The sequence below is a fragment of the Rhizobium sp. NZLR1b genome (assembly GCF_019685155.1).
GTDB lineage: Bacteria > Pseudomonadota > Alphaproteobacteria > Rhizobiales > Rhizobiaceae > Rhizobium.
In genome coordinates this window covers 92,683-114,691 of sequence record NZ_JABDWC010000004.1, presented here as the reverse complement: position 1 = coordinate 114,691, position 22,009 = coordinate 92,683, and the positions used below count along the sequence as shown (strand labels likewise).

The 22,009-nt window shown below is 62.7% G+C and carries 24 protein-coding genes; 16 read left to right on the top strand and 8 right to left on the bottom strand.

From position 1 onward, the window contains the following. Positions 1-2: 2 nt before the first annotated feature. The gene (gene cueR, locus HJB84_RS07265) at positions 3-392 is read left to right on the top strand and encodes a Cu(I)-responsive transcriptional regulator (protein ID WP_207585427.1); all 390 of its coding nucleotides are present in this window, start codon (positions 3-5) and stop codon (positions 390-392) included. Between the two features lie 26 nt (positions 393-418). Here the strand turns inward: cueR and HJB84_RS07260 are convergent, their stop codons facing one another. After that, a complete protein-coding gene (locus tag HJB84_RS07260) occupies positions 419-727 on the bottom strand; it encodes a hypothetical protein (RefSeq protein WP_207585426.1) in 309 nt (102 codons plus the stop codon). Positions 728-904: 177 nt separating this feature from the next. On the opposite strand from HJB84_RS07260, the gene HJB84_RS07255 reads away from it, so the two are divergent. From HJB84_RS07255 to HJB84_RS07245, 3 genes are read left to right on the top strand one after another with little or no spacing between them, the layout of a single operon-like run. Next, on the top strand, positions 905-1,444 hold the full coding sequence (locus HJB84_RS07255; protein WP_207585425.1) for a sigma-70 family RNA polymerase sigma factor: 540 nt from the start codon (positions 905-907) through the stop codon (positions 1,442-1,444). Beyond that, positions 1,431-2,198, top strand: a complete 768-nt coding sequence (locus HJB84_RS07250; RefSeq protein WP_221115596.1) for an anti-sigma factor — start codon at positions 1,431-1,433, stop codon at positions 2,196-2,198. The genes HJB84_RS07255 and HJB84_RS07250 overlap by 14 nt, the downstream gene beginning before the upstream one ends. A gap of 20 nt (positions 2,199-2,218) precedes the next feature. Further along, complete coding sequence (locus HJB84_RS07245; protein WP_209891744.1) at positions 2,219-2,929, top strand: Bax inhibitor-1/YccA family protein; 711 nt, start codon at positions 2,219-2,221, stop codon at positions 2,927-2,929. 175 nt (positions 2,930-3,104) lie between these two features. Here the strand turns inward: HJB84_RS07245 and HJB84_RS07240 are convergent, their stop codons facing one another. The 4 genes from HJB84_RS07240 to repA all read right to left on the bottom strand — a co-directional run bounded on the left by HJB84_RS07240 (position 3,105) and on the right by repA (position 7,974). After that, on the bottom strand, positions 3,105-4,238 hold the full coding sequence (locus HJB84_RS07240) for an RHE_PE00001 family protein (RefSeq protein ID WP_207585422.1): 1,134 nt from the start codon (positions 4,236-4,238) through the stop codon (positions 3,105-3,107). Positions 4,239-4,417: 179 nt separating this feature from the next. Continuing rightward, on the bottom strand, positions 4,418-5,632 hold the full coding sequence (repC, locus tag HJB84_RS07235) for a plasmid replication protein RepC (protein ID WP_221115595.1): 1,215 nt from the start codon (positions 5,630-5,632) through the stop codon (positions 4,418-4,420). A gap of 153 nt (positions 5,633-5,785) precedes the next feature. Continuing rightward, entirely contained in the window at positions 5,786-6,781 is a 996-nt protein-coding gene (repB, locus tag HJB84_RS07230; RefSeq protein ID WP_207585420.1) for a plasmid partitioning protein RepB, read from the bottom strand. Further along, positions 6,778-7,974 (bottom strand): plasmid partitioning protein RepA, encoded by a 1,197-nt coding sequence (repA, locus tag HJB84_RS07225; protein ID WP_164012453.1) that lies wholly within the window; start codon positions 7,972-7,974, stop codon positions 6,778-6,780. The genes repB and repA overlap by 4 nt, the downstream gene beginning before the upstream one ends. A gap of 202 nt (positions 7,975-8,176) precedes the next feature. On the opposite strand from repA, the gene cobF reads away from it, so the two are divergent. From cobF to HJB84_RS07200, 5 genes are all read left to right on the top strand, one after another. Further along, positions 8,177-8,941: a precorrin-6A synthase (deacetylating) gene (gene cobF / locus HJB84_RS07220; RefSeq protein ID WP_221115594.1), complete on the top strand. Its 765-nt coding sequence runs from the start codon at positions 8,177-8,179 to the stop codon at positions 8,939-8,941. A gap of 71 nt (positions 8,942-9,012) precedes the next feature. Continuing rightward, positions 9,013-10,392, top strand: a complete 1,380-nt coding sequence (cobG, locus tag HJB84_RS07215) for a precorrin-3B synthase (protein WP_221115593.1) — start codon at positions 9,013-9,015, stop codon at positions 10,390-10,392. Between the two features lie 2 nt (positions 10,393-10,394). Next, a complete protein-coding gene (locus HJB84_RS07210) occupies positions 10,395-11,027 on the top strand; it encodes a precorrin-8X methylmutase (RefSeq protein ID WP_221115592.1) in 633 nt (210 codons plus the stop codon). Then, positions 11,024-11,755 carry a precorrin-2 C(20)-methyltransferase gene (locus tag HJB84_RS07205; RefSeq protein ID WP_221115591.1) on the top strand — a complete coding sequence of 244 codons (732 nt, stop codon included), beginning with the start codon at positions 11,024-11,026 and terminating at the stop codon, positions 11,753-11,755. The genes HJB84_RS07210 and HJB84_RS07205 overlap by 4 nt, the downstream gene beginning before the upstream one ends. Further along, on the top strand, positions 11,752-12,516 hold the full coding sequence (locus HJB84_RS07200; RefSeq protein WP_221115590.1) for a precorrin-3B C(17)-methyltransferase: 765 nt from the start codon (positions 11,752-11,754) through the stop codon (positions 12,514-12,516). Before HJB84_RS07205 ends, HJB84_RS07200 begins: the two co-directional genes overlap by 4 nt. Here the strand turns inward: HJB84_RS07200 and HJB84_RS07195 are convergent. Then, positions 12,480-13,250, bottom strand: coding sequence for a cobalt-precorrin-6A reductase (locus HJB84_RS07195; protein ID WP_207585414.1), 771 nt, complete (start codon positions 13,248-13,250; stop codon positions 12,480-12,482). The two genes, HJB84_RS07200 and HJB84_RS07195, sit on opposite strands and share 37 nt — an antisense overlap. Here HJB84_RS07195 and cbiE point away from each other — a divergent pair. Continuing rightward, a complete protein-coding gene (gene cbiE, locus HJB84_RS07190) occupies positions 13,249-14,481 on the top strand; it encodes a precorrin-6y C5,15-methyltransferase (decarboxylating) subunit CbiE (protein WP_221115589.1) in 1,233 nt (410 codons plus the stop codon). The genes HJB84_RS07195 and cbiE overlap by 2 nt on opposite strands. 4 nt (positions 14,482-14,485) lie before the next feature. Continuing rightward, complete coding sequence (gene cobM, locus HJB84_RS07185) at positions 14,486-15,244, top strand: precorrin-4 C(11)-methyltransferase (RefSeq protein ID WP_207585412.1); 759 nt, start codon at positions 14,486-14,488, stop codon at positions 15,242-15,244. A gap of 31 nt (positions 15,245-15,275) precedes the next feature. Here the strand turns inward: cobM and HJB84_RS07180 are convergent, their stop codons facing one another. Together HJB84_RS07180 and HJB84_RS07175 are read right to left on the bottom strand one after the other, a co-directional pair. Continuing rightward, on the bottom strand, positions 15,276-16,115 hold the full coding sequence (locus tag HJB84_RS07180; protein ID WP_221115588.1) for a TIM barrel protein: 840 nt from the start codon (positions 16,113-16,115) through the stop codon (positions 15,276-15,278). Between the two features lie 161 nt (positions 16,116-16,276). Next, positions 16,277-17,305 carry a LacI family DNA-binding transcriptional regulator gene (locus tag HJB84_RS07175; RefSeq protein WP_207585410.1) on the bottom strand — a complete coding sequence of 343 codons (1,029 nt, stop codon included), beginning with the start codon at positions 17,303-17,305 and terminating at the stop codon, positions 16,277-16,279. Positions 17,306-17,438: 133 nt separating this feature from the next. Between HJB84_RS07175 and HJB84_RS07170 the strand changes: the two genes are divergently transcribed. The 5 genes from HJB84_RS07170 to HJB84_RS07150 all read left to right on the top strand — a co-directional run bounded on the left by HJB84_RS07170 (position 17,439) and on the right by HJB84_RS07150 (position 21,941). Next, positions 17,439-18,527 (top strand): fatty acid desaturase family protein, encoded by a 1,089-nt coding sequence (locus tag HJB84_RS07170; RefSeq protein ID WP_221115587.1) that lies wholly within the window; start codon positions 17,439-17,441, stop codon positions 18,525-18,527. 21 nt (positions 18,528-18,548) lie between these two features. Next, positions 18,549-18,863: a MocE family 2Fe-2S type ferredoxin gene (locus HJB84_RS07165; RefSeq protein ID WP_207585408.1), complete on the top strand. Its 315-nt coding sequence runs from the start codon at positions 18,549-18,551 to the stop codon at positions 18,861-18,863. Positions 18,864-18,874: 11 nt separating this feature from the next. Then, positions 18,875-20,101, top strand: a complete 1,227-nt coding sequence (locus HJB84_RS07160; RefSeq protein ID WP_221115586.1) for an FAD-dependent oxidoreductase — start codon at positions 18,875-18,877, stop codon at positions 20,099-20,101. Positions 20,102-20,130: 29 nt separating this feature from the next. Next, positions 20,131-20,943: a 3-methyl-2-oxobutanoate hydroxymethyltransferase gene (locus tag HJB84_RS07155; RefSeq protein WP_221115585.1), complete on the top strand. Its 813-nt coding sequence runs from the start codon at positions 20,131-20,133 to the stop codon at positions 20,941-20,943. A gap of 68 nt (positions 20,944-21,011) precedes the next feature. Then, the gene (locus tag HJB84_RS07150; protein WP_221115584.1) at positions 21,012-21,941 is read left to right on the top strand and encodes an NrtR DNA-binding winged helix domain-containing protein; all 930 of its coding nucleotides are present in this window, start codon (positions 21,012-21,014) and stop codon (positions 21,939-21,941) included. The last annotated feature ends 68 nt before the right edge of the window (positions 21,942-22,009 follow it).

The window sequence follows — 22,009 nt, the reverse complement described above, 5'->3', positions numbered from 1 at the left end:
CGATGAATATCGGCGAAGCATCGGAACGCTCCGGCCTGCCTTCGAAGACCATCCGCTACTACGAGGATATCGGCCTTATCCGCCCTGAAAGGGGCGGAAACGGCTACCGCGATTATGCCGCGACCGACGTTCACAAGCTGCGCTTCCTGCAGCGCTCGCGCGGCCTCGGCTTTTCCGTCGACGAGTGCCGGCAATTACTGGCGCTCTACGAGGACAAAAGCCGGGCGAGTGCCGACGTCAAGGACATCGCTGAGAGCAAGCTTGCCGAGATCGACCGCAAAATCCGCGATCTCTCGGAATTGCGCCGCACGCTGGAACACCTCGTGCATGCCTGCCATGGCAATGACCGGCCGGACTGTCCGATCCTCGAAGGGCTTTCGGACGGGGGCTGACATTTCAGGAGGGCGGCCGGCGCGCTTCAGGAAAGCTGCGGCATGTTCTGGTTGGCCGCCTGCGCCGATTGAGCCCGCTCGTCGGGCTCCTCGTCTTCGCCGTCATCCAGCACGCCGTCATCCAGCCGATGTTTGATCGCAAGCGCATAGATCACGTCGAGAATATTGCGGTCCCTGAGATGAGGATCGGTCAGGGCGAGAAGCGAGGCCCGGACGATCTTCCTGCTGGTGGCCTTTGGACAACGCGCCTTGACGAAATCATAAAGCGCCTGATCCGTCAGCCCTTCCATGGCGCCGTCTACGAGAGCTTCGTAGACCCGCTTCTTTTCCTTCATTCTTGAATTTCCCCTTCAAATCAGCGGCGTCATGATCTGTCATGTAATTGTCATAAACAACCGCGGATTTCGGGCGCCGGTCCGCTGGAGAGGCTAATTGAAGACGGTATTCTCGACCGGCATGATTTTTTTATTCTCGCCGGGAATAAGATCTGCCGCACTGACGTATACTCAATCATGGAACGCAAAGAACGCCCCTTCGACGTCATCGGACAGCTTGCAGCGCTCAGGCGCTACGCACGCTCGCTGGTGCGCAATTCGGACGAGGCGGAGGATCTGGTGCATGATGCGCTGGTGCGGGCACTGGAGAAGAAGAAGAGCTTCCGCAGCGGCGGCAATCTTCGCACCTGGCTGCTCTCCATCCTGCACAACGCTCATATCGACCGTCTGCGCCAGAACCGGTCGCTGACGCGCCGCCACGACGAGGCGGCTGTCGAAGCCGAGCAGTCGCTGCCGGCCGGCCAGGAACATGCCGTGCGCCTGCGGCAGGTGCGCAACGCCTTCTTCGGCCTGCCGGAGGAACAGCGCGAGGCCCTGCATCTCGTTGCGATCGAAGACCTGTCCTACCAGGAAGCCGCCAATGCGCTCGGCATTCCTGTGGGGACGCTGATGTCGCGCATCTCCCGCGCCCGCGCGCAATTGCGCGAATTCGAGGAGAAGACGCCGCGTGTTTCGCATCTGAGAATTATCGGAGGGGACGGCAATGAAAGCAATTGATCCGATCCTCGATGCCGATCTCGACGCCTATGTGGATGGCGAGCTCGATGTCGCCCGCCGCATCCAGGTAGAATCGTATCTTTCCGACCACCCGGCGATTGCCGCCAAGGTCATGGCCGACCTCAGCGTGAAGGGCGAGCTGCGCTTGGCGCTTGCCGGCGAAAGTGCCTTCAGCCGCCCCGAGACCCGCGACGCCGCCCGCCGGCTGGAACGTGGCCTTTCCTATGGCCGTATCTTCCATTCCATGCAGCGCATTGCCGCTGTCGGTATCCTGATTACCGCCGGCTGGGTGGCGCACAATTCCTTCGGCGCTTTTTCGGCAACCGAGGTATCGGCCTCCGTCCCGGCGCCTGCCTATGTCGAGGATGCCGTCCGCGCCTATCAGACCGCCGCATTGCGCCAGTCGATGCCGCCGCAGACGCCGGCCACCTATAGCGCTGACGATATTCGCGCCGCCACCGCGATCGTGATGCCTGAACTGCCGAAGGACTGGAAGGTCGCCGACGTGCAGATCTTCCCGTCCGAATTCGGCCCCAGCGTCGAGATGGCGATCGAGGTGCCGGAGGGAAAGCGGCTGTCGCTTTTCGCCGTCCGTCCGGGCGCCTTCGAGGTCAAGCCGGTCGGCCATCTCGCATTGGAAAAAGCGGAAGCCGCCTATTGGCAGATCGGCGAGGTCGCCTATGCGCTGATCGCCGACGAAAGCGGTCTCAATCTCGACCAGGCGGCCGAACGGCTCGCCCGCTCGCTCTATTAGTTCAAACCGAGGAGATCAGCATGAACCCGATCAATCCCCGCTACGGCGCCGTGGCCGGCACCCAGGCCGTCTTCGACGAAGGCCTGCGCCAGCACATGCTGCGCGTCTACAATTACATGGCTCTTGGCCTGGTCATAACCGGCCTCGTCGCCTTCGTCGTCGGCTCGACGCCGGCCCTCTACGTGCCGATCTTCGGCTCGCCGCTGAAGTGGGTGGTGATGCTGGCACCGCTCGCCTTCGTATTCTTTTTCTCGTTCCGCATCCAGACGATGTCGGCCAGCACCGCGCAGATCACCTTCTGGGCCTTCTGCGCCGTGATGGGCCTGTCGCTTGCCTCGGTCTTCCTGGTGTTCACCGGGATGAGCATCGCGCGGACCTTCTTCATCACCGCCACGATGTTCGGCGCCACCAGCCTTTACGGCTATGCGACCAAGCGTGACCTATCGCGCATGGGCTCGTTCCTGATGATGGGCCTGTTCGGCGTTATCATCGCCAGCGTCGTCAATATCTTCCTGGGTTCGAGCGCGCTGCAGTTCGCCATCTCGGTGATCGGCATCGTCGTCTTCGTCGGCCTCACCGCCTACGACACGCAGAACATCAAGGAACAATATTCGGAAAACTTCGATCAGGAATCGAACCAGAAGCTCGCCGTCTTCGGCGCACTCTCGCTCTACCTGAACTTCGTCAACATCTTCCAGCTTCTGCTCAACTTCACGGGCGAGCGGGAATAGGGACCGCGCTTCTGGGGGCAAAGGAAGCGCAAGAGCGCCCGGTCTGCACTCTGTGACAGGATGGCAGGCCGGGTGTTCACCTAAATGCCTATCGCCCGGAAGTGTGCAGCGGTTCCGGGCGATAGGCATAAGTAAAGAATTGGAGCGGCCGGGTCATCCCCGGCCGCTCTTATTTTCAGATGATGCCCCACGCGCGGTAGCGGCCGCGGCCGGTGATTTCACGAATGCCAATCTCGTTGACGAGGTTCAGAGCGCCGCGCGGCGTGATGCGCAAATGGCGGGCAACCATCGCCGCCGAGACCATCGGCCGCGACAGGATGAAATCGGCAAGGTCCGGCAGGCTGCTGTTCGAACGGCGGCCGCGAAAGCGCAGTTCCATCTGTGTACGGGCGAGCGACAACCGGTCGAGTTCCTTGAGTCCGGCCGCAGCACCGAGATGCATCGCCTCCAGGAAGGCCTGCAGCCGTGTGGCCCGGTCGCGCGCCCGGCGACGTTCATGGCGCACCAGCTTCAGCCCACCGTAAAAAGAGAAGAGATGCGAGGTGACCTTGCCGCGGGCGCGCAGATGGCTTGCGACCAGAAGACCGCCGAGCCAGTGCTGACGTCGCAACGGCTCGATCCTTTCCCAGGCTTCGAAAAGGATGACGGCGCCGAGAACCGGCGGCAAACTTTCGGCCAATGGCTGTACGCTCCGCCACTCCGCAAGCCGCTGTTCCTCGTCCCATTCGTCATCACCCAGCAAGCCGAGAGGATCGTCATTGCGCCTTGCCGGGGCAACCGCGGCCGTTTCGCTTGCCGGGGCTTTGCCGGTATGGATATCGAGCAGCTTCTGCGAGCGGGCAAGAAGCGCATCGATCTCCGCCATCTCGGCCGCGAGCGGCCCGTCCTCATCGCCGCCCTCTTCTTCGGTCTCGAGCGTAACGGCGAGGCTGTTTACCTCCGGCACTTTCCCCTCCCCTTCCCCGAGCGTCGCGGTTAGCGTCGCAAGTCCCGAAGCTCCCAGCGCCCAGGTCGGCTCGCCGGTCCAGATGCGCCGACGTGCCCGCAGCACCGAGTGAGCGATCGTCAGTTCGTGGCTGGGTGCCCGGCTATCCATATGCGCATCGTGCAAAACCAGATCCTCGACATGCACGAGTTCGCCGGCCACCCAGAGCGCGCCGGCAGCATCGAAGAAATGGCTGCGTTCGGCAAAGCCCTCACCGACCGGCGCGCGCAACACCCGCTCGTCCAAGCGTGCCACGGCGTCCTCCGCCGCAGCAAGGGACGGAAGCAGGGTTTGAAGCATCACACCGTCGATATCGTAGCGCATTGTTAAGCTTTACGGTTTTTCACAAATGGAAGCAAAACCTATGTTTCCTTCCGCCATCTATGACATGGTTAACGGCGCTTTTCAACAAAAGGCCAGGAGGAAGCGGTCGAGTTTGCCTGGGCGACCGGCAGCATTCCCTTCTAGCTGTTGCACCTGGCGCGAAACGTTTTCAGCCCCGCTCATCCGGTTTTCCTTGCTGCCGGACCACTTGCCCGCATGAGCGCCATCAGCATCGGCCCAAGCGAGAATTCGCCGCGCTCTGCCCGCCGCGTCAGGTCTCGCAGATAGCCGCCGGCCGAGTTGATATGCCCGCCTCTTTCCAGGATGCAGGCGATCACCGTCGCGGCGTTCTCCGGTCCCATGACCTCGCAAGCCAGCTGATAGGCGCTGGGGCTGACGCCGAGCGTCGAGCGGACGATGACGGCAGCCGCCATCAGATCCCGCCAACTGCCGATCCCACCGCCTGGCCCATAAGCGACGATCTCCGGGCAGGCCTGCAGCACCATGGCAAGCGGGAAGGACTTTGGCGTCTCCCGCCACGGCTGCGGTTCTTCCTCCGGTTTTGCGCCCTGCTTCGGTTCGAAGCCTGGTTCAAGTTCAGATAGAGAGTGTGGGTTTGAATTATGTATGTGCCGACCGTTTTGGCCATCATTGGCGTCTGGTTTATGTGATTTCGTCTTCAATTCCAGCGTCTTGATGATCATTTCGCGGAAGGCTTCGAGATCAGTCAGCAGGCTCTCCATCTCGGCGGACGACGGGCGCCGCGGCAGGCTTGCCGAGAGAAGATTGAAATGCTTCTGCATCTCGATCCATTCGCCGGCAATTTCTTCTTCCAGCGCGATCTCGATGAGTTTGGCGATGTCACGCCGGCAAAGTGTCAGACGCTCCCGCAGGCGCTTCCATTCGAGCTTGCCGGCAAGCACCTGAGCCGCCTGCGCCTCGATCTCGCCAGCGCGCACCAGGAGCGGTGCCAGGCTGAAGCCGAAGGCCTCTCCAAGCCCGCCCTGACCGTTACGACGGGCAAAACGTTTACCGTTCGGGCTATCCCGCCGGATAATCAGGCCGGCCTCCACCAGCATCGCCAAGTTCCGCCGCAGCGTCGTGCCGGCCATGCCATGCGTGCGCAGCGACAACTGCTCGTTCGACGGAAAGACGACGAAACCGTTGGCCTCGGCAATCTCGTTCTTCGGATAAAAGGTCAACAGCGCGTTGAGAACAGCGAGCGCACGGTCCGATACGCCGACCATGTCCTTTGCTTCGCAGAGCGCGCGAAAGATCTTCCACTTATCGACCGATGCGTCCGGATCGACCTTACTGGCATTTTCCTGGCTTGCCAGCATGCCAAGCGTCATCGATCGCCGCCCAAAGGGCGTCGATACATATTGAGGCTCCATGTCCCTCACCTTTTCTCAAGGCAAAAGAAATCTGCCACCCAAAAGGATGCCGAAGATGCTTGACAGCGATTCGAGGAAGTGCGATTCTCAGATTGTCCAGATATGAGAAAGGCTTCCGCGACGGCAACGTTCGGAGGCTTTTTCTTTTGCGGCCTACTCTCCTGCTTGCAACTTGCCGGCCCGATAGGCTTCGTAAAGCTCATCGAGACGACGTGAAATGTAAGCGCCGAAATCCGGCGCATCGCCGGTTTTCAACGCAATCGTAAAGGAATTGCCGGCGCTCTTGATTCGGCCGGCAATCTTGCCGCCGCTCTTCGGCTTCCAGTCATATTCCGTGGGTTCGGGCTTCGCCTCTTTCCTGGCGAGCTCGGCAACCAAAAGCTCGAAGCGACGGTCGCTTTCCTCAGCCGTGAACCGTTGCGAACCGATGAGCTTGGCAAGCCGCGCGGCTGTCATTCCGTTCCAGTCCTGGGCAAGCGCCATCCATTTACGACGCCCGATACCGGGTGCGGCTCCGACCGACCTGACGATGTCGGCCGGGATCGCTTTGGCGACGGAGATCAGCTTCGACAGCTCGGTCTTGTCGGTCGACAGTGCCTTCATGATGACGGGACGCTCGAACCCCTTGAGTTCGAGATTGAGGGCAAAGACAGCCCGCTCGATATAGGAAAGGTTCCGGCGCGCTGAATTCTCGATGCCTTGGGCGATGACGACATCGGTATCGTCGAGCTTACGGACGATCGCCTGCACCTTGCGCCCCAGCAGCTTGACGGCCTGCAGGCGGCGGTGACCGTAAGCGATCTGATAGCGCTCGTCGTCATCGGGATGGCGGCGCACAAGAACCGGCACTTCCTGACCGTTCTCGGCAATCGACTGCACCAGCTCGTCCTCGATATCGAGTGGATGATCGGCGAGGCGATCGCGGACGAAGGAGGAATCGATCAGATCTGGATCGAGCTCGACGATGCGTTCGCCGGAGAGCAAGGCCTCCTGCATCGCCCTGCTCTCTTCCTCCATGCGTCCAAGCGTCAAGGCCATCGTCCGAACCGGCCCGGCCGATCCGCGCAAAGACGTCTCTTCGTAGTTGGCCGCGGCCAACTCCTGCGCCGTATCGTCGAAAAGACCTTTCAGGCGATCGCGTCTGCTCATGTGCGGCCCCAGGCTTTGTGAATACCGGCGAGAACTTCGCCGTTGGCGGCATTGACCGATTCCAGCGCCCGATCATAGGTCGAGCGGCGCACCTGCCCCTTCTCGATCTCGAAGAGCGTCTGCTTGGTCAGGCCGGCATCGGCGATCGCCGTCGATTTGAGAATTGTCGCCGTCAACACGTCATCGCTGAACAGGCTGCGCAGCAGCGCGACGATCTGCGACTGCGGGGCATCGAAGGGTTCGTGACGGGTCACGACATATTTGATGAAATCGTGTTGCAGATCGCCGCCCGCCTTGCGCACGACGGAGAGCAGATCCGAGGTCATCAGCAGGAATTGCGACATGGAGGCGACGTCAACCATCTGCGGATGGATGGTGATAAGCAGCGACGTGGCGGCACAGACGGCGCCGAGCGTCAGGTAACCGAGCTGCGGCGGGCAGTCGATCACCACGACATCGTAATCGGCCTCGACCTCGGCAATCGCCATGCCGACGCGGCGGAAGAACAGTTCGCCCGGCCGCTGGCGATCACTGAGCGCCCGCGGCGTCTCATGCTCGAATTCCATCAATTCAAGATTGCCCGGCACCAGATCGAGACCATCGAAATACGTCTTGCGGACAATGTCCTTCAGCGGCTTGCGATCGGCATCGTAGCGAATTGCGCCATAAAGCGTATCACCATCGGAAAGATCGAATTCGGGCTGGACGCCGAGCATCGAAGAGAGTGAGGCCTGCGGATCGAGATCGATGGCCAGCACCCGATAACCCGCCAGCGCCAGATACTGGGCCAGATAAAGCGTGGTCGTGGTCTTGGCCGAGCCGCCCTTGAAATTGGTGACGGCAACCGTCTGCAGCTTCTCGCCGGGGCGCCGCCAGGGAAGGTAGGACAGCGCATCCTTCGGCTTCAGCTTTGCCATATAATGGCGCAATTCATTGATCTGGCCAAGCGTATAGGAACGCCGGCCATTCTGGGAAAGTTCCGGCTGCGGCCCCTTGCCATCCAGCGAAAGCTGGCGAAGATAGCCGTCGGAGACACCGATCATCTGGGCGGCCTCGCCGGAAGAAAATGTGCGCAGCGTTTTTTGCGACAGCGGCGGAAACAGCTTTTCGCGCAACAGCTTCAGTTGCCGCGAAAGCTGGTTCGCATGCCGCTCGATCCGCACATCTGTCGTCGATACGCTAATGTTGTCCAAAACACTCAATCCTTTTCGATGCGCTTTTTCGTCAACATAGCGTCAAAAAGCGTATTGAAGGTGACACGATTCGCAATTTGCGGCAACAATAGGGGCGGAGAAGCCGTTTCGGCCCGGTTGGCCGCGGCCAACTCTCTGCCATCGCCCTTGCGGAGCACCGGCTTTTTCGGCAAGACCGCCGGGACTCATGGGGACTATCGGCTTGAAGCACATCCATATCATCGGCATCGGCACAGGCAATCCGGAGCACGTCACCATACAGGCGATCAACGCGATGAACGCCGCCGATGTGGTCTTCTTGCCGGTCAAAGGGACTGGCAAGGAAGAGCTTGCTGAGATCCGCCGCGAGATCTGCGAACGATATATCACGCGGCCAGACACCAGGATTTGCGAATTCGCCGTGCCGCGGAGGCAGACGGCAGACAGAACCTATCCGCAAAGCGTCGATGCCTGGCACGGTGAGATCGCCCGCATCTATAGGGAACTGATCTCCGGCCTGCCGGAAGACGGCGGCGGCGCTTTTCTCGTCTGGGGTGATCCCAGCCTCTACGACAGCACGATCCGCATCATCGAACGCGTGCGGCAGGAAACCGGCCTGGATTTCGATTACAGCGTTATTCCCGGCATCACCAGCATTCAGGCCTTGGCGGCCAGCCACAAAATTCCGGTCAACCTTGTCGGCAAGCCGATCGAGATCACCACTGGGCGCAGGCTGGCGCATGACGGGCTTTTGACCGACAGCACGATCGTCATGCTCGACGGCGAACAGGCTTTTGCAAAGATCGACGAACCCGACGCCGAAATCTTCTGGGGCGCCTATCTCGGCACCAAGGACGAGATCGTCAGATCGGGACGGCTTGGGGATATCGCCACGGAGATTCTGGCGCTCCGCGCCGAGGCCAGGCAAAGGCACGGCTGGATCATGGATATCTATCTGCTGCGCAAAGGACGGGATTTCGAGGAATAGCTGGCCGGACCTTTTCCACATGTTTTGCCGCGCCGGCTGCGATCATGTAAGAAATGGTCAGAGGATCAGGAATGAGCATTGAGGCCGAAACGGCGATCGACAGAACAGGTAAAGCGGATCTGCACGGCCGCCCGGCGGTGGCGATGCGCAGGCGCGGCGCCTGCCCCGCCCTGGCAGCGCCTATGCCGACCGGCGACGGCCTGCTGGTGCGGCTGCGGCCGGCCGGCGGCGCGCTGACGTTGGCGCAATTCGCCGGACTTGCTCGCTCGGCCGCGGCACATGGAAACGGCATCCTCGAGATCACCGCGCGCGGCAATCTGCAGATTCGCGGGCTGCTGGCCGAGACCGTCGGACAGCTTGCTGCCGATATCGATGCCGCCGGGATCACCGTGCCGGACGGGCCGGCGATCGAGATCTCGCCGCTGCATGGTATCGACCCGGAAGAGAAAAACGACCCGGCAGCAATGGAAATGGCCTTGCGCAGCACGCTCCACGATCTCATCACCTCGCCGCGGCTCGCGCCGAAGCTGTCGATCGTCGTCGACGGCGGAGCCTTCGGGCTGTCGGCACTTTCCGCCGATATCCGCATCGTCGCGCAATCCGACGCAGATTGGCTTGTCGCGATCAATGGCGATGGTGAGACGGCAATGCCGGTGGCAATCGGTCCAGCCGAGACGGCGGTATCAGCCGTCGGTGAGGTTCTGAGCCTGCTGGCCCTCGGGCAGGGCGGCGGCCGGGCACGGAATATCGACCCGGCGCTTCTGCGGGCGCGTTTTCCGGCCATGGATAACATCCGCTTCATTCCGTCGCGGGCGGCAAGCATACCGTTTCCAGGCCCGCATCGGCTTGCGGACGGCAAAATCGTGCTCGGCGTCCGGTCGGAATTCGGACAGATGCGAGCGTCGGATCTGATCGCTCTGCTCGATCTCGCCGACGCCTATGGTGCAACGGCCATCCGGCTGACGCCCGGTCGCGGTTTCTTCATCCTTGGCCTGCCGGCAGATACAGTGCCGGCTATGCAGATCGCCGCAGCCGGCCATGGTTTCAGCGCGCAGCCCGGCGACAACAGCGAGCACATCGCCGCCTGCGCCGGGGCCGGCGCCTGCGGCTCCGCCTTCTACGAGACCAGAAGTCTGGCGCGCCGCATCCTTGCCGCAGCACCCGCCCTCTTCGACGGTTCGCTGACGCTGCATCTGTCCGGCTGTGCCAAGGGTTGCGCTCATGCGCGGCCGGCGCTGACCCTGACAGGTTCGGCGGCAGGTTACGACCTGATCCTCAACGGGTTGGCGGCGGATCGGCCGGACGAACGGATCGCTGGCGGTCGGATCGATTTCGCTATAGAGAGGCTCGCCCGGTCCATCGAAGACAACAGAGGCGCTGGCGAATCGGCTGCTGCCTGCCTTACACGGCTTGGCGCAACCGGTGTTTCGAAGGCGCTGCGACAGGAATAGGAATGCCAGACTACGATTATACCCGCAGCGGCGACGCGATCTACGAGCGTTCCTTTGCGATCATCCGCGCCGAAGCCGATCTTTCGCGCTTCACCGAAGATCAGGCCGAAATTGCCGTGCGCATGATCCATGCCTGCGGGCTGGTCGAGGCGGCCGAACATTTCCTGTTCTCCGCCGATCTCGTCAGTGCCGCGCGCGACGCGCTGAAGGGCGGGGCGCCGATCTTCTGCGACGCGGAAATGGTATCCCAGGGCGTGACCCGGGCGCGGTTGCCGGCGCTGAACGAGGTGATCTGCACGCTGCGCGATCCCGCCACCCCGGAACTTGCGCGCGAGACCGGCAATACGCGATCGGCCGCCGCCATGCATCTCTGGCTCGATCGGCTCGGCGGAAGCGTCGTGGCGATCGGCAATGCCCCGACCGCGCTGTTTCATCTGCTCGAACTCCTGCGCGACGGCGCTCCGAAACCCGCAGCAATTCTCGGCATGCCTGTCGGCTTTGTCGGCGCGGCGGAATCGAAGGATGCGCTGGCGGAGAATTCCTACGGCGTACCCTTTGCCATCGTGCGCGGCCGGCTCGGTGGCAGCGCCATGACGGCAGCCGCCATCAATGCATTGGCGAGGCCGGGCCTATGACCACAAGCGGCCGTCTTATCGGCGTCGGCACGGGTCCCGGCGACCCCGAGCTTCTGACCCTCAAGGCCGTACGCGCCATCGAAAGCGCTGACGTGATTGCCTATTTCGCCAAGCAGGGCAGGGGGGGCAACGGCAAGGCGATCGTCGAACCACTGCTGAAATCCGGCGTGACGCTGCTACCGCTTTACTATCCCGTCACCACCGAGATCGACAAGAACGACGAACGCTACCACAGCCTGATCACCGAATTCTACGACCGGTCTGCCGAAGCCGTCGCCGGCCATCTCGATGCCGGGCTGACCGTCGCCGTGCTCAGCGAGGGCGATCCGCTGTTTTACGGCTCCTATATGCATCTGCATATCCGGCTTTCCCAGCGCTACCCGACCGAGGTCATCCCCGGCATCAGCGCCATGTCGGGTTGCTGGTCCCTGGCGGGCATGCCCATCGTCCAAGGTGACGATGTGCTTTCCGTACTGCCCGGTACGATGGCGGAGACCGAGCTGACGCGCCGTCTCGCCGATACGCAAGCCGCCGTCATCATGAAGGTCGGCCGCAATCTGCCGAAGATCCGCCGGGCCTTGGCGGCGGCCGGCCGGCTTGCCGAAGCCGTCTATGTCGAGCGCGGCACCATGGCGAATGCGGCGATGGAAAAGCTTGCCGACCGGACCGACGGCGACGCGCCGTATTTTTCGCTGGTGCTGGTGCCGGGCTGGGAGAAGAGCCGATGAGCGGCAGGCTTTTCGTGATCGGCACCGGCCCCGGTAATCCCGAGCAGATGACGCCGGAAGCGCTGGCCGCTGTCGAAGCGGCGACGGATTTCTTCGGTTACGGACCCTATCTCGACAGGCTGCAGCTCCGCGACGATCAGCTGCGGCATGCCTCGGACAATCGCGAGGAGCTGGGCAGGGCAGGGGCCGCACTTTCGATGGCGGCAGACGGCGCCATGGTTTGCGTCGTCTCCGGCGGCGACCCCGGCGTCTTTGCCATGGCTGCTGCCGTCTGCGAGGCGATCGAGAACGGCCCGGGAGCATGGCGGGCGGTCGATCTCACCATCCTACCCGGCATCACGGCGATGCTGGCCGTGGCGGCAAGAGCCGGGGCGCCGCTTGGCCACGACTTCTGCGCCATATCGCTGTCTGACAATCTAAAGCCTTGGAATATAATAGAAAACCGCCTTGAATTGGCAGCCAAGGCCGGTTTCGTCATCGCCCTCTATAATCCGATCAGCCGGGCGCGGCCTTGGCAGCTCGGCGAAGCCTTCAAGCTGCTGCGCGACCATCTGCCCGCAACGACGCCGGTTATTTTCGGGCGCGCGGCCGGGCGGCCGGACGAGCACATTGCCGTACAGCAGCTGTCGCAGGCCGATGCGTCGATGGCCGATATGGCGACCTGCATCATCATCGGCTCTGCCGAGACGCGGATCGTCACGCGGCCCGGCAGGCTGGACCTTGTCTATACGCCGCGTTTTATGGCGGGGGGAACGAGGTGATCGATCGTCGCCAGCGCCGCCTCGACAGTGTCGACCGTCTTGACTGTGGACGCCGAGGCGCGTGCCACCATCATTACCTCGATGCCGAGCAGGCGGGCTGCCTCAATCTTCGCATAGGTCGCGGCCCCGCCGCTGTTCTTGGCAATGATGGCGTCGATGTGGTGCTGCTTCAGCAAAGCGCTTTCGCCTTCCAGCGTGAACGGGCCGCGATCGAGGAGATAGTCGACATTCGCGAGCGCAAGCGGCCGTTCGACAGGATCAACGCTGCGGATGAGATAGAAATGCTGCGCCGCCGCCTCCGCGTGATGCGCACCCTGCCGGCCGGTCGCCAGAAAGACATGGCGGGGGGAGGGGCCGAGCGCTTCGATGGCAGCCGGGATGCTCTGCACCTCGCGCCAGCGATCGCCCGGCTGGCGTTGCCATTCGGGACGGCGCAGAGCGATTGTGGTTATGCCGCTGGTCTCGGCGGCAAAGGCGGCATTGGCGGAAATGCGCTCGGCGAAAGGATGCGTGGCGTCGATCAGCAGATCATATCCGCCGGCCTTCAGAAAATCGGCGAGCGCCGCAGCACCGCCGAAACCGCCGATGCGAACCGGAACCGGCTGCGCGGCCGGTTTTTCGGTGCGGCCGGCCAGCGACAGAAGAACATCGCAATTTCCCCGTGCCGCCAGGCTTCCGGCGAGCAGACGCGCCTCGCTGGTGCCGCCGAGGATCAGAATGCGAGGTCTTCCCATGTCTGATGTCTCTCCTCGTTGCGGCCCGCGTTGGCTGACTATTATCGGCATCGGCGAAGATGGTCTAGCAGGGCTCGGTGAAGAGGCGAGAAGCCTGATCGCGACCGCCCCTGCCGTCTTCGGTGGCGCGCGCCACCTTGCGCTTGCTGCATCGCTGATATCGGGCGAAAAGTTTTCCTGGCAGAGCCCGTTCGAGCGCTCAATCGATGCCGTCCTTCAAAGGCGTGGAACGCCGGTCGTCGTGCTTGCCTCCGGCGACCCGTTTCTCTACGGCGTCGGCGCAACGCTCTCCCGCCATGTCGCGACGGAAGAGATGCGCACCATCCCGGCGCCGTCGGCCTTCAGCCTAGCCGCGTCGCGTCTCGGCTGGCCGCTGCAGGACGTCGTGACGATTTCGCTGCATGGTAGGCCGATCAACCTGATCCGGTCGCATCTGCACCCCGGGCGGCGCATCATCGCGCTGACCTCGGACGAGGACGGGCCGGGCGATCTGGCTGCCCTGCTTGCCGCCGTGGGTTTCGGTCAGTCGCGGCTTACCGTACTCGAGGCGCTTGGCGGTGATCGGGAACGGCAGAGAAGCACCATGGCAGCCGATTTCGATCTCACCGACGTCGACCCGCTGAACGTCTGCGCACTCGAAATCGCGGCAGGAGAGGGGGCGCGCATTCTGCCTTGTGCCGCAGGAATCGAGGACGCGCTGTTCGAGCATGACGGGCAGATCACCAAACGCGAAATCCGGGCGGTGACGCTGTCGGCGCTGGCGCCGCGTCACGGCGAACTGCTCTGGGATATCGGCGCCGGCTCGGGATCGATCGGCATCGAGTGGATGCTGGCCGATCCGTCGCTGAAGGCAATCGCCATCGAACAATCGCCGGAGCGGGCCGCACGGATTGCCCGCAACGCCTCCACCTTCGGCGTACCGCATCTCGCCGTCGTCGAAGGCACGGCGCCCGATGTACTGACGAGCCTGCCGGAACCGGATGTAATCTTCCTCGGCGGCGGCGGCAGCGAGCCGGGTGTTGTCGATGCCGCGATTGCCGCGCTGAAGCCGGGAGGCCGGCTCGTTGCCAATGCGGTGACGCTGGAGATGGAAGCCGTGCTGCTTACCGAATATGCCAACCGCGGCGGCTCGCTCACACGGATCGAAATATCGCGCGCCGAGGCCATCGGCAGCATGAGCGGCTGGCGGCCGGCGATGCCGGTGACGCAGTGGCGCTGGACGAAAGGATAACGGGATGACGGTGCATTTCATCGGCGCGGGGCCGGGTGCTGCGGATCTGATCACGGTGCGTGGCCGCGACCTCATCGCTCGATGCCCGGTCTGTCTCTATGCCGGTTCGATCGTCTCGCCGGAACTGCTGCAATATTGCCCGCCGGATGCGCGTATCGTCGATACCGCGCCGATGTCACTCGACGAGATCGAGGCGGAATATCTGCGCGCCGCTGCGGCCGGACAGGACGTCGCCCGGCTGCATTCCGGCGATCTCTCGGTCTGGAGTGCGGTGGCCGAGCAGGTACGCCGGCTGCAAAAACACGGCATCGCCTATACGATGACGCCTGGTGTTCCGGCCTTTGCGGCGGCCGCCTCGGCGCTCGGGCGCGAGCTGACAATCCCATCAGTGGCTCAAAGCCTGGTGCTCACCCGCGTTTCCGGTCGCGCCTCGCCGATGCCGAACGACGAAACACTGGCGAAATTCGGCGCAACCGGAGCGACGCTGGCGATCCATCTGGCAATCCATGCGCTGAAGCAGGTGGTGGAGGAATTGACGCCGCTTTACGGTGTCGACTGCCCGGTGGCGATCGTCGTCAAGGCCTCTTGGCCGGACGAGCGCATCCTGCGCGGCAGGCTTTCCGATATCGAGGCAAAGGTTGCGGCCGAACCGATCGAGCGCACGGCGATCATCTTCGTCGGCCCTTCGCTCGCCGCGGAGGATTTTCGCGAGAGTTCGCTCTATGATCCGGCCTATCAGCGCCGGTTCAGAGGCCGGGAATAGCGGCTGCATAGTCCTGACGCCGTTGGCGGGATCAGGACGCTTTGCTCCGGTCCCAAACCCGCGCGGTCAGATAATCCATGCTGGCGCGAAGCGCGCCGGCCGGGTCCTTGACCGCATGCACTTCGGCTGCGAAGGGCTCGAAGGAGAACGGACCCTCATAACCCGCCTGCAGCAGCGCCTTGATCTGCCCGGCATTGTCGAGCCGGTCGTCGCCGTCGACGAGCACGCGATGGGAATCGCGCATATCGGCAACGGAAACGGAAACGGCAGGGTCACTAACGCCGGAGATGTGCACGAGGCCGGAAAGCTCCGGGAAGGTCGCTGCTTCGCCGGCAAGGTGATGGTGGAAGGTGTCGTGGACGAGCTTGAAGGTCGATTGCGCGCCGAGCTCCTTGATCGCCTCTGCCGCCTCGCTCTTCGAGCGCAGCGAGCAGATCTCAAAGCCGAGCGGCTCAACGAGACCGATAATGCCGGCCTTATCAAGCATCGGCTTCAGCGCCGTCAGAGACTGGCGCAGATTGGCCTGCCGTTCACCGTGTGCACGGCCGGTGCCGTCGTTCTTCGGAACCAGCACGAGCGCCTTGGCGCCGCAGGCGCTGGCATAATCGATCAGTTCCTGCGCTTCCCCAGCGCGGGTTGCATTCCACTCGTTGAAACGCTGCAGGGCGTTGATCGAGATGATCGTCAGCCCATGGCGGGCGGCCGCTTGCCTGATCGCTTCGGGCCTGGTGCCGTCGAGAATGGCATTGCCGGAAAGGTCGTTGCGGATTTCGACCGAGTCGATGCCGAGCGATTTGGCCAGCGCGAAAAATTCGTCGATCGCAAGCGACGGCGCGGCCATATGGTTGAGCGCAAAGCGGATCGAAGTCATGACGGATATATCCTCCTCGTCTCCGCAGCATGAGCGGAGCAGTCCTGTGATTGGGTCGGCGAATCTCTATCGGAATTCGCGTGGCAATCCATCGGTCTTCGCCGCCGTCGGCTTTCATTTCTGAAAGAATTTCAGCCGAGATGATAGAATTCCATCATTTCTCAAATGTTCTCTGAGATATGAATATCGAAGGGCAGGAAGAACTGTCCGGGAACAGCCGTTTCGCTGTTTTCGATCGCGCTCGTCATCAGCACCATCAGCTCTTTGCAAAGCGCGGGCAGGGGCGTGCCGATCGCCATGGCGACGATATCGTCGGCAAGCCCCGCTTTGCTGTCTGGCGTCAGCTCATTGACGACGAGGACGATCTTGCCGCCGAGACTTTCTTCACGGATCGCCGAGATCGCGCCCTCCATGCCGCCGCCACAGACATAAAGGCCGACGAGATTGGGATGTTTCTGCAGCAGCGTCAGCGTCGCCTCATGCGTGATCTCGGGCGTGTCGAGGTTGATCAGCGTATCGATGACGTCGAATTCCGGTGCGTTTTCACGAAAATAGGAGCGAAAACCGATTTCCCGCAGCTCATGGCCGTGAAAGCGGTGGCTGCCGACGAAACAAGCGACCTTGCCGGGCGCTCCGGCTGTTTTGGCAATCACCCAGGCAGCGGTGCGGCCGACCTTGCGGTTGTTGACCCCGACATAGGCATTGCGTACGCCTGAGGCGAAGTCGGAGAGCAGCGAGAAGACCGGGACTCCTTTGTCCTTCAACTCCTCGATGGCGGTCGTCACCGCCGGGTAGTCGGGCGCGACGAGCGCAACGGCCTGGTTGCGGGCGCCGAGTGCCTTCAGCTTCTCGACGATCGCCGCCGGTGTCGCAGCCGAGGGAAAGTCGATCTGCGTTTGGATGCGGGCGCTGGTCACCATACGCGCTGCGGTTTCGATCTCGCGCACGAAGCTCTGGTAGAAGGACTGCGTTGGTTTCTGCAGCAGGAAAGCGAGCTTGTATTGCGGCAGATCTTCGAAGACGCGCTGCCGGATCAGGCCGACGGCGTGATAGCCGATCGACTGCGCCGCGTCATAGACCCGCCGCGCCGTTTCCTCCCGCACGCGGTGACGGGCGTTGAGAACCCGGTCGACGGTGGCGACGCTGACGCCGGAGGCGCGGGCAAGATCGGATATTGTCGGGCGGCGCATCGGCGGTCCTGATGGATTCAATCATTTATGCAAGCCACTCTTGATGGCTTTTGATAGATTGCATCAAACCTGCATTGAGTGCCTCCCAAAGTCAACCTATCCTCGCCGGCAACAGCATAACGGGAGGCGGATGATGGCGACCCAGACAAGGAAACGTGACTACGACCTGCTCGGCGAAAGCGGCCGCACCGCCGTCGAGACAGGGCTGGCAGCGGCCGAATGGTATCACACCGACGTTGCGCGCAAGGAGATGAAGGCGCTGATGCAGCGCTCCGATGCGCCGGCGATCCGTGACACGGTCATCTGGCTCGGCAGCATGGCGGTTCTTGCCGGGCTCGGCGTCTATTTCTGGGGGTCATGGGTCGCGCTGCCCTTCTTCCTCGCCTATGGCGTGCTCTACGGCTCGGCTGCCGACAGCCGCTGGCACGAATGCGGTCACGGCACCGCCTTCAAGACGCGCTGGATGAACGATGCCGTCTACCAGATCGCCTGCTTCATGATCATGCGCAATCCGGTGACCTGGCGCTGGAGCCACACGCGCCATCACACCGATACGGTCATCGTCGGCCGCGATCCCGAAATCGCCGTCATGCGGCCGCCCGATCTCTTCCGGGTCACCCTCAATTTCTTCGGCATTCTCGACGTCTGGCATGCGCTGGTCGACATGCTGCGCAATGCCTGCGGCGTCGTCAGCGCCGCGGAAAAGACCTTCATTCCCGAGATGGAGCAGCCGAAGGCGATCCGCATCGCCCGCATCTGGCTGGCGATCTATCTCGCCACGATCGCGGCTGCCATCGCCATGGGTTCGATCCTGCCGTTGATATTGGTCGGCTTGCCGCGCCTTTACGGCGCCTGGCACCATGTGCTGACCGGCCTGCTGCAGCATGGCGGCCTTGCGGACAACGTCATCGACCATCGGCTGAACAGCCGCACGGTCTATATGAACCCGATAAGCCGCTTCATCTACTGGAACATGAACTACCATGTCGAACATCACATGTTTCCGATGGTGCCCTATCACGCGCTGCCCCAACTGCACGCGATGATCAAGCATGACCTGCCGGCGCCGAACCCGTCGATCTGGTCCGGCTACCGCGAGATGATCCCGGCCTTCCTGCGCCAGCTGCGCAACGAGGATTATTTCCTGAAGCGCGAACTGCCGACGACCGCACGGCCCTATCGCGAGGAATTCCACAACGAGCTGGCCCCGGCCGCGCAATAATCACGATTAAGGGAGGACATAATGAGCGGAAATTGGATCGAGGTCTGCGGCAAGGACGAGATCGACGAAGAGGATGTCATCCGATTCGATCATGGCGGGCGCACCTTTGCGGTCTATCGCAGCCCGGACGACGAATTCTTCGCGACCGACGGGCTTTGCACGCATGAACATATTCACCTCGCCGACGGCTTGGTGATGGACGAGATCATCGAATGTCCGAAACATAATGGCCGCTTCAACTACAAGACGGGCGAAGCCAAGGGCGCACCGGTCTGCGTCAATCTCAAGACCTATCCGGTCAAGATCGAAGACGGTGCCGTCTTCATCTCGCTCTGAGGGAGGCCGGCGTGGCTCATTTCGTCATCCTGGGAGCCGGCGAATGCGGTGCGCGCGCTGCCTTTGCCTTGCGGGAAAAAGATTTTGACGGCGAGATAACGCTGGTCGGCGCCGAACCCCTCCATCCCTATGAACGGCCGCCGCTTTCGAAGGCGGGTTCTGCCGATGCCACCGATCCGAAATTCATCGCCGCGGTGGAAAAATACTCGGAGAACGGCATCGGGCTGCTAACCGGCCTGGAGGCGAGGGATCTCGACACGGCATCCAAGAGCGTGACGCTTTCGGACGGGATGACGCTCTCCTACGACAAGCTTCTGCTGGCGACCGGCGCAGCCGCGCGTTCGTTCCCCGGCGCGCCGGAGGGTAGCCCGCATATTCGCTCGCTGCGAACCCATCATGATGCGGCGGCGCTGCGTGATGTGATGAAGCCGGGGCGGCATATCGCCATCATCGGCGGCGGCTTCATCGGGCTGGAACTTGCGGCGACGGCGCGGCTGCTCGGTGCCGACGTCACCGTCATCGAGGGGCTGGAACGTGTGCTGAAGCGCGGCGTGCCGGAGGAGATCGCCCATCTCATCACCGAGCGCCACCGCGCCAAGGGCGTCGATATCCGCTGCGGCCTCTCGATCGCGGCGCTGACCGACGAAGGCGGAAAAGCCGTGATCAGATTGTCGAGCGGCGACGTGATCGAAGCCGACCTCGCCCTTGTCGGCATCGGCGCGCGGCCGAATGTGGAGATCGCCGAAAAGGCAGGGCTCACGATCGAAAACGGCATTGCCGTCGACACCTACCTCCAGACATCGGCCCCTGACGTCTTTGCGGCCGGTGACTGCTGCTCCTTTCCGCTGTCGATCTATGGCGGCCGGCGGGTGCGGCTTGAATCCTGGCGCAATGCCCAGGAGCAGGGCACATTGGCAGCGGCCAACATGCTCGGGCTCAATGAAGCCGTTTCATCGGTGCCGTGGTTCTGGTCGGACCAATATGACATGACGCTGCAGATATCAGGCCTTGCCGAAGGCGCTGCCACGCAGCAGCGCCGCGAGCTCGGCGCAGGCGCCTTCATTCTCTTCCATCTCGACGCCGACGGACGATTGATCGCCGCAAGCGGCATCGGGCCCGGCAATGCGGTGGCCCGCGATATCCGCCTCGCCGAAATGCTGATCGCGGCGCGCGCTCATCCGGATCCGGCAGCGCTCGCAGCCAGCAACATCAAACTGAAATCCCTCTTGGCCGCATGAGCCTCCCGATATTTTCAAAGGAATTGACGATGAAGAAACATAAGCGCGCGACGGTCGCCGATCTGCTTGCCGAAAAGGGCAAGCGCCAGCTCACCATGCTGCGCGTCACCTCGCTGGAGGAGGCGGAAGCTGCCGAAAAGGCGGGGATCGACATCGTCTCCGTACCGCCTTCGCTGCTCGGCCCGGTCTTTCGCGAAATCGCTCCCACCCCCTTTGCCATTCCGGGGCTCGAATATGGCGATCTTGTCTCGGCTGAAGATTATCTGCGCGCCGCCTTTACGGCGCTGAAGGCCGGCGGCGATGCGGTCTATTGCGCTGCAAGCCTGCAGACGATCCGACGCATGCGCGACGAGGGCATCCCGGTCTGCGGCCATCTCGGGCTGATCCCGTCGAAGGCGACCTGGACCGGCGGTTTCCGCGCCGTCGGCAAGACGGCGGCAACTGCGGCCGAGATCTGGCGGCAGACCAAGGCGCTGGAAGAGGCCGGCGCCTTCGCCGCCGAAATCGAAGTCGTGCCGGGCGACGTCGCTGCCGCCATCAGCAGCAACACCTCGATGCTGATGATCTCCATGGGCGCCGGCAGCGGCTGCGACGCGCAATATCTCTTCGCCGACGACGTGCTCGGCGCCAATCGCGACCACTATCCGCGCCATGCCAAGATCTATCGCGACTTCGCCGCCGAACACGACCGGCTGCAGCGCGAACGCATCGCCGCCTTCACCGAATTCGCCGAGGATGTCCGGACCGGCGCCTATCCGGAGAAACGCCATCTCGTCGGCATCGACGAAACAGAGCTGAAGATTTTCCTGGATGGGCTGGCCGGCGAGACGGGAAATAGCTGAGGGCAATGCCGATCTGATCGTTGCCTTCGCTTCCGCTCCATTGGCTTCCGTCCCGGCCTGTGTCAGGAATGACCCATTCGGAACGGAGTATTCGGTCCCCTGTGACGATCGGCTTTGCGCATGCGGAATTGATTGCGGTGCTCGTCGCGGTGACGGGGGACGAGCCGCGCGTGATGACCATCCGCTCCGGCAATGCGCTGCCATCAGGCCCTTTCGAAATGGGCCATCGCACCTTGCAATCGGGCCTGCGCGAATGGGTGCAGGAGCAGACCGAGCATCCCGTCGGCTATCTCGAACAGCTCTATACCTTCGCCGACCGCGACCGCAACAACGACATCCCGGGCGGGCGGACGATCTCGATCAGCTATCTCGGCCTCGTCAACGAACAGTCGGATGCCGGCCGGCCGGGATGGCATGGCTGGTACGAATACTTCCCCTGGGAAGACCATCGGCAGGGCCGCCCAGTCGTGCTTGACGAGATCATGGCGCGTCTAAAGATCTGGGCCGATGCCGATCCGGCCCGGCGCGACCATCGCCATCGCCGGGCCGATTTCACCTTCGGCCTCGACGGCGGCGGCTGGAATGAGGATCTCGCCTTGCAGCGCTACGAATTGCTCTATGAAGCCGGGCTCGTTTCCGAAGCCGGATGTGCTGGCGAAGCCAATCTCGGCCGGGCGATGTTTGCCGATCACCGCCGCATTCTAGCGACCGGGATCGCCAGGCTGCGCGCCAAGATCAAATACCGCCCCGTTGTCTTCGAACTGATGCCGGACAGCTTTACCCTCTTGCAGCTGCAGCGCACCATCGAGGCCTTGGCGGGTCTGACGCTGCACAAGCAGAATTTCCGCCGCCTGATCGAACAGCAGGAACTGGTCGAGGAAACCGGCGGCACGGAAAGCGAAACCGGCGGCCGGCCGGCCAAGCTCTTCCGCTTCCACCACACGGTGCTCGAAGAACGCGCGCTGGCCGGAACGAAATTACCGCTCTCCCGCAATTGACATATGCTCATCGTGAGAATATCTATTTGCCTATGATATGCTCAGCTAGAGCATAATTAGGAGCCGGT